Genomic DNA, 12844 nt, shown 5'->3' with positions numbered 1-12844 from the left:
AGGCATGACGACGGAGAAGACGAACGAGTACGACCTGATCGTCCTGGGCGGTGGCCCGGTCGGCGAGAACGTCGCGGACCGCGCCGTGCAGGGCGGCCTCACCGCGATCATCGTGGAGAGCGAGCTGGTCGGCGGCGAATGCTCCTACTGGGCGTGCATGCCCTCGAAGGCGCTGCTCCGCTCGGCCCAGGCGCTGCGCGCGGCCCAGCACGTCGCCGGGGCGAAGGAGGCGGTGACGGGCGCCCTCGACGTGCGCGCGGTGTTCGCCCGGCGAGACTCGTTCACCAGCAACTGGTCCGACGACGGTCAGGTGCGCTGGCTCGAGTCGGCCCGCATCGATCTGGCCCGCGGCCACGGTCGCCTCACCGGCGAGCGGGAGGTGACGGTGACCGACGCCGACGGCGGCACGCGCGTGCTCCGCGCCCGGCACGCGGTGGCGATAAGCACGGGGTCGGATGCCGTCGTGCCGCCGATCCCCGGGCTCCGCGAGGCGTCGCCCTGGACGAGCCGCGAGGCCACCAGTGCGGAGGAGCTGCCGGAATCGCTGGCCGTGATCGGCGGCGGCGTGGTCGCGGTCGAGATGGCCACGGCGTACGCGGCCCTCGGCTCGACCGTCACCCTGGTCGCCCGCAGCGGACTGCTGGGCGGCATGGAGCCCTTCGCGGGCGAGCGGGTGGCGGCGGGGCTCCGCGAGCTGGGCGTCGACGTGCGCCTGAACACGGGCACCACCGCGGTGCGCCGCGGCGACGACGGCGTGATTCTGACGCTGGACGACGACTCCGAGGTCACGGCCGCGGAGGTGCTGGTCGCCACCGGGCGCTCGCCCCGCAGCGGCGACATCGGACTGGAGACCGCCGGACTCGAACCCGGCCGCTGGATCTCGGTCGACGACACGATGCGCGTGCCGGGATCGGACTGGCTCTACGCGGTCGGCGACGTGAACGGACGCGTGCTCCTCACTCACCAGGGCAAGTACCAGGCCCGCGCCGCGGGCGATGTGATCGCGGCTCGCGCCCAGGGCGGGCCGGTGGACGACGCCCCGTGGGGGCGCCACGTCGCGACGGCCGACCAGGCCGCCGTGCCGCAGGTGACGTTCTCGATCCCGGAGGTGGGCTCGGTCGGACTGACCGAGAAGGCCGCGAAGGATGCCGGGCACGAGGTCGCCGTCGTCGACTACGACCTCGGCTGGGTCGCCGGAGCGAGCCTCTACGAGGACGGCTTCGAGGGCCAGGCGCGCCTCGTGATCGACACGGCCCGCGACGTCGTCGTCGGCGCCACGTTCGTCGGCCCCGAGGTCGCGGAGCTGGTCCAGGCCGCGACGATCGCGATCGTCGGCGAAGTCCCCGTCGCTCGGCTGTGGCACGCCGTGCCGTCCTACCCGACCGTGAGCGAGATCTGGCTCCGGCTGCTCGAAGGCTACGGGAGGGCATCCGCGTGAGCGGCAGCTCCGGCACGGAGACTCTCCGCGACCGGCATCCCATCCGAACCGGCATCCGCTCCGAAGAGAGAGCGGAACCGCGGGCGGAGGCGTGCGCGCCCTGTTTCCCACAGTGACGGGGTTCGCCGCAAGCCATCCCACAATGTCGGACACCTCTTATACGCTCGAACCCACATCCGAGGAGGCAGGACCATGAAGGCTGTACTCGCAGGAACCGTCATCGCCGAGGCCGCAAAAGACGACCTCATCCGCATCGAGGGCAACTGGTACTTCCCGCCCGCATCGATCGCGCCCGGGGCGCTCGTCGAGAGCCCCACCCCCTACACCTGTCCGTGGAAGGGCGTGTGCCAGTACTACTCGGTGCAGGCGGGAGGCGACCTCCACAAAGACCTCGCCTGGTCGTACCCGAACCCGTATCCGTCCGCGTTCGACCGGGTCGGGGCGGACTTCTCGGGCTACGTGGCCTTCGCGCCGGGGGTGGAGGTCTCGGCCTGATCGGCCGACGGCATCCGACTCCGCACTGATCGATCGACCGACGGGAGACCCGCATGATCGAGTTCCGCCATGTCACGAAGCAGTTCCCCGACGGCACCGTCGCGGTGAACGACTTCAGTCTCGTGCTGCCGTCGCGCAAGACGACGGTGTTCGTCGGATCCTCCGGCTGCGGCAAGACCACGCTGCTGCGCATGATCAACCGCATGGTCGAGCCGACCTCGGGCGAGGTCGAGATCGACGGGGAGAGTGTGCTCGGCGGCGACCCCGTGCAGCTGCGGCGACGCATCGGGTACGTGATGCAGAACTCCGGGCTCATGCCGCACTTCACCGTCATCGACAACGTCGCGACGGTGCTGCGTCTGACCGGGGTGAAGAAGCCGCAGGCGCACGAGCGCGCCCGCACGCTGCTCGACACCGTGGGGCTCGACCGCTCCCTCGCCGACCGGTACCCCAGCCAGCTCTCGGGCGGGCAGCAGCAGCGCGTCGGAGTCGCCCGCGGACTCGCCGCCGACCCGAACATCCTGTTGATGGACGAGCCGTTCGGCGCGGTCGACCCGATCGTGCGCGCCGATCTGCAGCAGGAGACCCTCCGCCTTCAGCGCGAGCTCGACAAGACGGTGGTCTTCGTCACGCACGACATCGACGAGGCCTTCCTCCTGGGCGATCAGGTCGTGATCCTCGACAAGGGAGCGCGGATCGTGCAGGTCGGCAGCCCGAGCGAGATCATCGAGAATCCGGCCGACGACTTCGTCGCGGCGTTCATCGGAGCCGACCGCGGCCGACGCGCGCTGCATCTCAAGCAGACGGCGCGCGGCACGGTCGTGGTCGATTCCGAGGGGCGCACCCAGGGAGCGATCGTCGACTCCCCGGAGGGGTCAGAGGCGGATGCCGCGGCCACCCTCACCGGGAGGGCGGAGTGACGTGAGCTGGGTCGTCGACAACCTGGGGCTGATCTTCCAGCTCACCGGGATCCATCTGCAGCAGAGCATCGTGCCCATCGTGCTCGGCTTCCTCCTGTCGCTGCCCCTGGGCTGGGTGGCGTGGCGGTACCGCCTCGTGCGGGGTCCGATCATCGTCCTGACCGGGCTGCTGTACACGATCCCCTCGCTGGCTCTGCTGATCCTGCTCCCGGCGGCACTCGGCTACAGCGCGATCAGCCCGACGAACCTCGTGATCGCTTTGACGATCTACGCGGTCGCGATCCTCGTGCGCGCGGTCGCCGACGGCCTCGAGTCGGTCGACGACGATGTGCGCCAGGCGGCGACGGCCACCGGATTCGCGCCGTTCCGCCGGTTCTGGGCCGTCGAGTTCCCGCTCGCCGGCCCCGTGATCCTGGCCGGCCTCCGCGTCACGGCCGTCAGCACGATCTCGCTCGCGACCGTCGGCATCCTCATCGGAGTCACCAACCTCGGCTACCTGTTCACGAACGGCCTCGAGCGACGCATCATCCCCGAGGTGTTCGCGGGCGTGGTCGCTGTCGTGGTGATCGCCCTCGTGATCGATCTGATCCTGCTGCTCCTGGGGCGTGCACTCATGCCCTGGACGCGCGTCGCCGCGCGGGCCTCCGCCGAGCGCGCCATCGCCGTGAAGGCGCCCGCCGCATGAACCTGTTCGGCGAGGCGCTCGCCTGGATCACGGATCCCGCCCAGTGGACGGGAAACTACGCGCTGCCCAAGCTGCTGGGCGAGCACCTCTCGCTCACCGCGATCTCGGTGCTCATCGCGGCCGTCATCGCCCTTCCGCTCGGCTGGCTGATCGGGCACACCGGTCGTGGCCGCGAGGTGGCCGTCGCGGTTTCGGGAGCCGCGCGGGCGATCCCGTCGTTCGGTCTCATGGTGCTGCTCGTGCTCCTGCTCGGCGTGCTCCGCACTCCGCAGGCCGCGATCATCACGTTCGTCCTGCTCGCGATCCCGTCGCTGCTCGCGGGCGCCTACACCGGGCTCGAAGCCATCGACCGGCGCACCATCGACGCGGCGAAGGCCATGGGCATGACCGGGTGGCAGGTGTTCTGGAAGGTCGAGGTGCCCCTCGGCCTCCCGCTGCTGGTCGGGGGTCTGCGGTCCGCCATCCTGCAGGTCATCGCGACCGTCACGATCGCCGCCTACGTCAATCTCGGCGGCCTGGGCTGGCCCATCATCCAGGGCATCCCGTTGCGACGCTTCGACCAGGTGCTCGCGGGCGCGATCATCGTCGCCGCCCTCGCCCTGATCGTCGACCTCCTGCTCGCGGCCGCCCAGCACGCCGCGATGCCCCGCGGTCTCCGCACCCCCGGCCCGAGCCGTCGCCGCCGCGTCGCGAAGGTCACGGCGACCGCGCCGGCATCCGCCCCCGCCTGATCCGTCCCTTGAATCCACAGCACTCGCAGTTCCCTGAAGTCCCAGAGAAGAGGAAGTCCATGTTCACAGCACGAGGCAAGCGCTCGGTCTTCGCCGTCGGCCTGGTCGCCGCGGCGGCTCTCACCCTGTCGGCCTGCGGCAGCGGCAACCCGCTCGACGAGCCGTCCGACTCGAGCGAGGGTTCGGGGAGCGGCGACACGATCGTCGTCGGCTCGCAGGCGTACTACTCGAACGAGATCATCGCCGAGATCTACGCCCAGGCCCTCGAGAATGCCGGGTACGACGTCGAGAAGCAGCTCAACATCGGCCAGCGCGACGCGTACATGCCCGAGGTCGAGTCCGGCGACATCGACGTGTTCCCCGAGTACACCGGCAGCCTGCTGGAGTACCTCTCGGAGGACGAGGTCGACGTCACGAGCCCTGAAGACGTCTACGCCGCCCTGCAGGACGCCCTGCCCGACGGCCTCACCGCGCTCGACTACGCCGAGGCGTCCGACCAGGACACCTACACGGTGCTCCAGAGCTTCGCCGACGAGAACGGCCTGGTCACCATCGGCGACCTCGCGAAGGTCACCACGCCGGTCACGATCGGCGCGGCACCGGAGTTCGAGCAGCGTCCGTACAGCCCGTCCGCGGCCAAGGAGGTCTACGGCGTCGACCTCGGCTTCTCGGCCACGGGACCCAGCACGCTCGAGTCGCTTCTCGCGGGCGAGATCCAGGTGGCCGACATCTACACCGCAGACCCGGCCTTCGAGACCGAAGACATCGTGGCGCTCGAAGACCCCGAGAACCTGATCATCTCGTCGAACGTGGTGCCGATCGTGTCGAGCGACATCGCCGACGAGATCTCCGAGGTGCTCAACGCGGTCAACGCCAAGCTCACCGCTGAGGAGCTGGTGTCGCTGAACGTGAAGAGCACCGTCGACCAGCAGTCGTCGGCCGACATCGCCGCCGAGTGGCTGAAGGACCAGGGCCTGATCTGATCTCCTGAGCCCGTCGTTGGAGGTGCCCGGATCCCGAGGGGTCCGGGCACCTCTGTGCGTGCAGCGGGTGAGCGCGTCGGATCTAGACGCGGGCGTCCTGCCGCGGCACCCAGACCTGCTTGATGATGATGAGGACGGATGCCGCGACCGGCACCGCCACCAGCGCTCCGAGGAGTCCGAGCAGCGTGCCGCCGGCGAGGGCGCCGATCACGACCAGCGCGCCGGGGATCGAGATCGCCTTGTTCATGACGCGCGGCGTGATCAGGTACGCCTCGACCTGCATGTAGACGAGGTAGGCGATCGCGAAGATGAGCGCTCCGACCGGGTCGGTGAAGAGCGCGAGCACGGTCGCGATGATCCAGAAGAGCACCGATCCGACGAGCGGGATGAGCGTGATGCAGAAGGCGACCGTCGCCATGAGCGGCGGGAACGGCAGGCCGAGCACCACGAACAGCAGCAGCGCGAACAGCGCGTTGCAGAACGCCAGCACGACCATGCCCATGACGTAGCCGCCGACCGAGTCGGTGATCTGCTCCGAGATGTCTCCGATGCGGTCGCGCTCGCGAGCCGGCGCCAGGCGGAGCAGCGCCCGCTTCATGGTCGGGAGGGTCGCGACGAAGTACAGCGTGAGGACGAGCACGACGATCGCGCCCGAGACGCCCGTCGCGATCGAGGCTCCGACCTTCAGCGCGCCGCCGCCGATGCTGGCGATGTTGCCCGGGTCGGACAGGAAGGTCTGCACGTCGCCGATCAGCGTCTGGAACTGATCGCCGAACTGGTCGTCCAGAGTGGCGTAGATGTCGGTGCGCTGGAAGTCCGCGATCATCCCCGGGACCGACTGCACGAAGCCCGCGATCTGATCGACCACGATCGGCACCACCATCCAAAGGAGGAGGCCGACGACCACCACGAGTCCGAGGATCACCGACACGACCGAGAGCGAGCGCGACAGTCCCCGCCGCTCGAGGAAGCGCACCGCGGGATCGAGGCCGAGGGCGGCGAACAGCGCGAGGGCGATGTAGATGAGGACGGTCGACAGACTGCTGAGAGTCAACCCCAGCAGCACGGCCGCGAGTCCGCCCAGTGTGAGCAGGAAGCCGAAGATGAAGGGGCGGTCGATCCGCGTCCAGAACGACCGGCTCGGGGGCAGGGACTCGGCGACCGGCGTCCGTCGTGCCGGTGGCGCGGTGGGAGCAGGGTCACCCGTCGACACGGCATCCGATCCGCGCGGGACGGATGCCGGCTCCGGCGCGACGGAGGACCGCCCGGCAGCCTCTGCCGCGTCGTCGGAGGGCGCGGATGCCGGGGGCGTGTCGTCGCTCATGGAGGCCACCCTAGCGGGGCGACGCCCCTGCCGCCGCCGTCCCGCGATGGTCGCGGCACGACCCGTAGAGTATGGGGATGACCGCCCCCCAGGATCCGCAGGCCGAGCTGCTGCGCCTGCGCGCCAGCATCGACAACATCGACGCCGCGCTGATCTATCTGCTCGCCGAGCGCTTCCGCGCGACGCAGCAGGTCGGTCATCTCAAGGCGGAGCACAAGATGCCCGCCTCTGACCCCGGCCGCGAGGAGCAGCAGGTCGCGCGCCTGCGTGCCCTCGCCGAAGAGGCGCACCTCGACCCCGAGTTCGCCGAGAAGTGGTTCAACTTCGTCGTCGCCGAAGTGATCCGCCACCACACCGAGGCCGCCGAGTCGCGCTGACGCCGGCTCCCGACCCTTCGTCTCGCTGCGCTCGCTCAGGAACCGGTGGTGGGTGTCTCTCGGCTCCTGAGCGAGGAGCGAAGCGACGAGACGAAGGGCGCTGCGGAACCGGTGCGGGCGCGCGGAGGTGTGGGCCCGGCGTCCCCGTCACGCCGGACCCACGAGGATGCCGCAGCGGTGTGCCGCGGCATCCTCTGAGTAGTCGGTGTCCGTCGCTCCGCGCTCCCCAGCGCACGGTTTCCCCAGTCGACCGCGCCTCCCGCCCCCCGTCTGATGGAGCCCTTTCGCGTCGACACCTCCTGATGATCAGGAGCACCCCCCGCCGGCCCTGATACATCGGTGACGGGAGATCGCGGCAGCCGCTCAGAAACCCGATCCGTGGCACTGGAAGGGCGCCCGATGGCCCGTGGCGACGGTCGCTTCGGCCAGAGCGGGTGCCGGGGCCATGCCCGCCGCCAGATTCTGGTGCACGGCGGCGAGCAGCTCGCACGCGATGTCGTCCGGCACGGCGACGGGCGCGGCGATCACGCACCGGGTGCCCGCATGCAGCCAGACCCGCGTCATGCCGAGCGCCTCCTCACCCCACCGCACCGAGGAGCGGCCGAGCTCGCACGCCGAGAGGATCACGGTGGCAGGAGCGGGCGAGATGAGGTCGACGTCGTAGCCGAAGAGCGTGCCGTCGGCGAGCTCGAAGCCCGAGAAGATCGGGTTGTCGACCGCATGGCGTCCGTGCGCGGCGATGTGCAGCAGGTCCGACCGGCTGGCGAGCGCGGTGACCGCCGCGACGCTCGCCGTGGCACCCTCGTGCACGGCGGAGTCGACCCCGATCCGCTGCCAGGCCGTGCGAGCCGTGCGCACCTCCTCCGCGCCGCGGGGCACGCGCGGGCCGACGGCGAACCCGACCCGACGAGGCGGATCGGACCCCGGCGCCTCGTCTCCGGCCCACCGCGAGACGGAGGTCGCGAGGGTGAACGGCACACCGTGCACGCTCGGCAGCATCGCCCACGGCACACCGCCGAGCGCCCCCGGCACGGTGATGACGAACCGCCGCGCCCCCGAGGCGACCGGGCGCAGCAGCTGCTCGTCCAGCAGGCGCAGCCGCTCGTCGAGCGACCGTTCGATCAGCCCCGCCATCGCCCCGCCGCGGGTGAGCGCGGCGACGTCGAGGTCGGCGCGGAGTCCGTCCATCGCACGCTGCACGCGCCGCCAGGAGAGCGGGACGATCCGGGCATCGGATGCCGTCGCCACCACGCAGAGCAGATCCTCGCCCGTGAACACGTAGGCGAGCACGGCGGTGTCGGGGTCGAGCCGCGCGCGCACCGCGCCGAGATCCCACCGCTCCCGGGTGGTCCCGGCGGCGGTTCCCGACCACTGACGTTCGCGGATCCGGTCGCGGAGCACCCTCACGCGGGGGTCGAGCGTCCAGTCCCGGCCCGCGAGGTCGGCGCGCAGCATCCGCAGCTCCGCGAGGTCGGCGGCCTGCTGCTCCTCTCGCGGGGGCCGGACCGGGGCCACCCGCTGACTGAGGTGCCGCGCACGCTCGGACCACTCGAACAGCAGCGCGGGGTCGCCGGATCCCGCCGCCGCCGACAGGCCGGCGAAGATCAGGTCGCGACCGTGCATGGCGACCGAGGCCTGCAGGTCGAGGGCGCCGAACGACCGCTGCCACGCGGTCAGGAGGTCCAGCCCGACGGCGGCCGCGCGGAGAGAGGCGCGCGGTCGCCCCGCCGCCTGCGCCCGTGCGGCTTTCACCTCCTGCGCCCGCAACCGCAGCGGCGTGGGGGCGGAGGGGTCGAGCCGCGGCATCCGCCCCGAGCCGTCCCGCCGTGCGCTGAGACGCAGAGCAGCGGCCTCGCTGCGGAACCCGCCCTTGACGAGGGCGGTGGCGGTGTTCCCGATCTGGACGGATGCGGGGGCCGCCCCGGAGTGCAGCCGGGCCTCCAGGCGCAGTGCCTCGGCCCGGGCCGCCCACCCCGCGCTGCCGAGAGCGGTGAAGCGGCGCGCGGCGGCCCGGGCGACGCGCTCTGCCGCCGGAGGATCGTGGCGCAGGAGCGACCGTGCCAGGTGGAACTCCGCCTCGCCGCGCGCCTGCGGCATCCGCTGCGACCCGAACTGTCTCGCGACCCGGGCCAGCAAAGCCTCGGCCTCGGTCGTCAGTCCGGCATCGCGCAGCACCTCGGCCCGGTCGAGGTCGCTTATCGCGGCGGCGAGATCGCTCGTGGCCGCGAGGGTCGGCCGGGAGCGGGTCATGAGGGCGAGCGCCGTCACCAGGTCTCCGCCGAGCAGCGCCGCGTAGCCGAGGTTGTGCCGGGCCTCGGCCAGCGACTCCTCGTCGCCGGTCGCCTCGTACACGGCCACGGCCCGGTGGAGGTCGTCGGTGGATGCCGTGAGCTCGTGCCGCTGCATCCGCACCATCGAGCGGTTCATGAGGCAGTTCGCGAGCTCGGTCGTGTCTTCCCCGCGCGCACTCAGGCCGTCGATCGCGCGGGTCAGCATCGTCTCGGCCTCGCCCAGCATGCCGGCGTGCAGCAGCAGCGCGCCCAGCTGCCCGGCGAGCACCGCGGTCGTCTCGGTGCGGAGTCCGCGGCGGGCGAGCGCGTCGCGGCACAGAGCCTCCGCCGCTGCGGGCTGACCGATCTGCGCCAGAACGTAGGCGCGAGTGCCGTCGATGCGCGCCCGCAGCTCGGGGTCGTCGGTGCGACGCGTCGCCTCGTCGAGCGCGCGGCGCGCCGCCGCGAACCGTCGCGCGTTGGCCGCTTCGACGCCGCGCCGATGCAGCTCGCGGGCGGACAGAGGCACCACCCCAGCATGCCCGCTCGGGCGCAGACGGGGAAGGGGCGGTCACCCGGCGCGCGTCCCGGGGTCACGCCGGAGCCGGAAGGCCCTCCCGTACCGCCCGGACCGCCGTGGTCGCGGCATCCGCATCCGCGGTCTCCGAGACGGTGCCCAGCGCTGCGGCGATGCGTCCCGCCACGTACGGCGCCGCGAACGACGTGCCGCTCCACACCGCGAAGCCGCCCCGGTAGTCGTCGGGGTCGAGGGTCTCGCGGTGCAGGCCGTCGACGTCCGCCCGGGTCATGGCCTGCTGCCCGCCGACGAAGGCGGGGGAGCAGCTCACGACCGCCGCACCCGGTGCGTACACCTGCACCCACGGGCCGACGTTCGAGAAGAGGGCGATCGATCGGGCGGACGGGTTGAGCGCCCCGACCGAGACGTGGGGCGCCCAGGAGTCGGCGGGGAGGCCGTTGTCCGACCCCGGCCACGGCCACAGCGACGCCGGGAAGGACGGACGGTCGATCGCGTCGTTGCCCGCCGAGCACACCACCACGCATCCGAGCTCCCGCGCCTTCGCGAGCAGCCGGTACAGCGTGAGACTGTACTGACCGTCGGTCGGCGTCTCGTGGTAGTACCCCAGCGACAGGTTGAGCACGTCGATCGGATGCCCCGTCTTCGGGTCTTCGCGGTAGCGGCGCAGCAGCTCGACCACCTGCGCGACCGTCGTGAGCAGGCTGCTCTCATCGATCACGCCGAGGGCCCCGGCGACCCGGACCGAGAGGATGTCGGCATCCGGAGCCGTCTGCCGCACGATGCCCGCGATGAACGTGCCGTGCCCCGCCACGGCGTCGAGCTCACCGTCGAGCTGCCCGTACAGATCGGGGTAGCGCTCCGGATCGGCGTCGTCGGTCAGGCCGACCGGCACCCCGTCGAGCTCGATGTGCCGGGTGACGATGTCGTCGGGGAGCCAGTCGTGCACCCCGCAGCCGGTGTCGAGCACGGCGACGACCGCCCGGCGTCCGTGCTCGGGATCGGGTCCACGGGCCGGCGCCGGACCCAGCCAGGTGACCGGCTGGCGCGCGCCGCGCCCGGGCTCGAGGTAGTCGTCGCTGCCGCCGGACCCCGCACCGCGCACCGGGTTCGTGCGACTGAACGGGTTCGTGCGGCTGAAGGGATTCGTGCGCGTGAACGGATTGAGGCCCACCGGATCGATCGACAGCACGTGCTCGAGGCTCGTGCGCGGCATCGTCGACCGCGACATGCGCCGCGCCCGCTGCAGCACCCGCCACGCGTCGGGAGCCACGGGCGATTCGCCGCGACTCGGTTCGTCGGGGGTCGTCAGACGCGCCCGCAGGAACCCCGGGACGCCCGGCAGCAGTTCGCCGGACTCCCGGGCGCCGGCCTCGATCTCCAGCACCCAGCCGAACGAGTCCGCGGCGTCGCGCAGGGTGCGGATCTCCCGGTCGTACTCCTCGCCGTCCTCGGCATCCTGCGTGATCAGCAGACGCTCCGGCAGGTACGCGGTCGGGAACGCCCGAACGCCTGCGACCGGCTCCACGGTGGGATCGAGTGCGGTGCCCCGACGGATCGAGCCCTCCGCGCGGTCCTGCCAGGTCCATCCCCTCGGCTGCTCCATGCGTCATCCTCTCCTGCACAGCGTCACCCGGACGGCCCCGGGCGGGTTCACAACTCGAATCGCGGCGTCGACAGCGTGCGCGTCTCGCCGTCGGCGGCGGTCGTGAGGCGCACGGTCGTGAGTCCGGGCGGCACCTCGTCGAACGCGAACCGGCCGGTGTCGGCGGGGGTCGTGGTGCGCGACCGCTCGCCCTGCGTGAGCACGATCTCGGCGGCGGCGGTGTCGACCCAGCCGTCGACGCGGCGGCGACCGCTCTCGGTCGTCGTCACGTGCAGCAGGATGCTCGTGGTGCCGTCGCTGAACTGCAGGGTCAGCGTGTCGGTGTCGCCGCGCACCGCGCCGAGCCCGTCTTCGATGAGGGTGAGCAGGGCGTACTCCTGCGTGAGGCCCTCGGCGGCGACCGCTGCGATCATGCGCTCGGGCAGCCCCTCGGGCATCGGGTCGACGTCCCGCCACATCGCGCGCAGACCCGCGAAGACGGCCGCGTCGTCGGGCGCGGTCATGCGCGCCCTCCCGGGGCCGGCGTGGCCTCCAGCAGCGAGCGGAGCTTCGCCAGGCAGCGCTGCCGCGTCGGACCGATGCTGCCGACCGGCATCGAGAGGTCGGCCGCCAGCCGCGCGTAGTCCGGGCGGTCCTCGAAGGCGATCACCCGGAGCAGCCGCTGGCAGCGCGCCGCGAGCCGCTGCACCGCCAGCCACAGCCGCCGTCGTTCGTCGCCGATCTCCGCGCGCTCCTCGGCCGAGGCCTGCTCGGGGAGGAGCACATCGAGGTCGTCGGCATCCGTCGCCTCGACGCGTCGGTTCACCTTCGCGACCCGCCAGGCCTCGCGCCGCGCGGTCGTCGTCAGCCAGGCCGAGACGGCCCGGGAATCCGCGATCGATCCCTCCGCACGGACGAGCCGCAGCCAGGTCGTCTGCACGACGTCTTCCGCGAGGGTGCGATCGAGACCGTACGCCCGCACGACATGCCACAGGACGGGCGTCATCAGCCGGACGAGCCCGTCCATCGCCCGGCCGTCGCCCTCGCGCCACGCGTCGAAGAGATCCGCCGCATGCTGCCAGCGAGCCTTCCCATCGTCCGACGCAGGATCGTGGGCGGTGCCGGGTGCACCGTCGATCATGAAGAACATTGTGACCACACCTGCAAGGAGCACGGCAAGAGGTAATTGATACGTGACGTCTCGTTCCGAGAGGGCGCGGACGGGACGGATGCCGACGCCGCGGCCGATACGGTGGAGGGGTGACCCTCCTCGCTGTGATCCTCTTCCTCAACGCGGCGTTCAACGCCCTGGTCTGGCCGCAGTTCTTCCGGCGAATCGTGAAGGATCCGCGCGCCAAAGACGCCCAGGGCAAGGCCACGAGGTTCCTCACCGTGCACATCGTGCTGATCTCGCTCGCGCTGGTGCTGGCCCTGCTCTCGCTGCTCGCCGGCATCGCCGCGCTCGCCGGAGCCCTGTAGGGCCGCTGCGCCCTTCGTCTCG

13 protein-coding genes are annotated in these 12844 nt (G+C 71.7%); 8 read left to right on the top strand and 5 right to left on the bottom strand.

The window, feature by feature from the left end; all coding sequences use genetic code 11:
• The first annotated feature begins 4 nt into the window (after positions 1-4).
• The 6 genes from AB3M82_RS07155 to AB3M82_RS07130 all read left to right on the top strand — a co-directional run bounded on the left by AB3M82_RS07155 (position 5) and on the right by AB3M82_RS07130 (position 5252).
• Positions 5-1438 (top strand): dihydrolipoyl dehydrogenase family protein, encoded by a 1434-nt coding sequence (locus AB3M82_RS07155; protein ID WP_412956655.1) that lies wholly within the window; start codon positions 5-7, stop codon positions 1436-1438.
• Positions 1439-1630: 192 nt separating this feature from the next.
• A complete protein-coding gene (locus AB3M82_RS07150; RefSeq protein WP_412956654.1) occupies positions 1631-1933 on the top strand; it encodes a DUF427 domain-containing protein in 303 nt (100 codons plus the stop codon).
• Positions 1934-1986: 53 nt separating this feature from the next.
• On the top strand, positions 1987-2853 hold the full coding sequence (locus tag AB3M82_RS07145; protein ID WP_412956653.1) for an ABC transporter ATP-binding protein: 867 nt from the start codon (positions 1987-1989) through the stop codon (positions 2851-2853).
• A gap of 1 nt (position 2854) precedes the next feature.
• A complete protein-coding gene (locus AB3M82_RS07140; RefSeq protein WP_412956651.1) occupies positions 2855-3538 on the top strand; it encodes an ABC transporter permease in 684 nt (227 codons plus the stop codon).
• Complete coding sequence (locus tag AB3M82_RS07135) at positions 3535-4269, top strand: ABC transporter permease (RefSeq protein WP_412956650.1); 735 nt, start codon at positions 3535-3537, stop codon at positions 4267-4269. Before AB3M82_RS07140 ends, AB3M82_RS07135 begins: the two co-directional genes overlap by 4 nt.
• A 59-nt stretch (positions 4270-4328) precedes the next feature.
• Positions 4329-5252, top strand: coding sequence for an ABC transporter substrate-binding protein (locus tag AB3M82_RS07130; RefSeq protein ID WP_412956649.1), 924 nt, complete (start codon positions 4329-4331; stop codon positions 5250-5252).
• Between the two features lie 82 nt (positions 5253-5334).
• Here AB3M82_RS07130 and AB3M82_RS07125 read toward each other — a convergent pair whose 3' ends face one another.
• A complete protein-coding gene (locus AB3M82_RS07125) occupies positions 5335-6576 on the bottom strand; it encodes an AI-2E family transporter (RefSeq protein ID WP_412956647.1) in 1242 nt (413 codons plus the stop codon).
• A 77-nt stretch (positions 6577-6653) separates the two neighbouring features.
• Here AB3M82_RS07125 and AB3M82_RS07120 point away from each other — a divergent pair, with 77 nt between their 5' ends.
• Positions 6654-6953 (top strand): chorismate mutase, encoded by a 300-nt coding sequence (locus tag AB3M82_RS07120; RefSeq protein WP_412956645.1) that lies wholly within the window; start codon positions 6654-6656, stop codon positions 6951-6953.
• 363 nt (positions 6954-7316) lie between these two features.
• On the opposite strand, the gene AB3M82_RS07115 is transcribed toward AB3M82_RS07120, so the two are convergent.
• The 4 genes from AB3M82_RS07115 to AB3M82_RS07100 form a co-directional block, all read right to left on the bottom strand.
• A complete protein-coding gene (locus AB3M82_RS07115; RefSeq protein ID WP_412956644.1) occupies positions 7317-9752 on the bottom strand; it encodes a CHAT domain-containing protein in 2436 nt (811 codons plus the stop codon).
• Between the two features lie 64 nt (positions 9753-9816).
• Positions 9817-11364, bottom strand: coding sequence for a S8 family peptidase (locus tag AB3M82_RS07110; RefSeq protein WP_412956643.1), 1548 nt, complete (start codon positions 11362-11364; stop codon positions 9817-9819).
• A 47-nt stretch (positions 11365-11411) separates the two neighbouring features.
• Complete coding sequence (locus AB3M82_RS07105; RefSeq protein ID WP_412956642.1) at positions 11412-11867, bottom strand: hypothetical protein; 456 nt, start codon at positions 11865-11867, stop codon at positions 11412-11414.
• Positions 11864-12484: an RNA polymerase sigma factor gene (locus AB3M82_RS07100; RefSeq protein WP_412956639.1), complete on the bottom strand. Its 621-nt coding sequence runs from the start codon at positions 12482-12484 to the stop codon at positions 11864-11866. Before AB3M82_RS07100 ends, AB3M82_RS07105 begins: the two co-directional genes overlap by 4 nt.
• 119 nt (positions 12485-12603) lie before the next feature.
• On the opposite strand from AB3M82_RS07100, the gene AB3M82_RS07095 reads away from it, so the two are divergent.
• On the top strand, positions 12604-12822 hold the full coding sequence (locus AB3M82_RS07095) for an SCO4848 family membrane protein (protein WP_412956636.1): 219 nt from the start codon (positions 12604-12606) through the stop codon (positions 12820-12822).
• Positions 12823-12844: the final 22 nt, after the last annotated feature.

This window comes from Microbacterium californiense (assembly GCF_047246625.1).
In the GTDB taxonomy this organism is placed as follows: domain Bacteria; phylum Actinomycetota; class Actinomycetes; order Actinomycetales; family Microbacteriaceae; genus Microbacterium.
The sequence above is the reverse complement of the archived record's forward strand: the minus strand, read 5'-3'. Positions and strand labels throughout refer to the sequence as shown.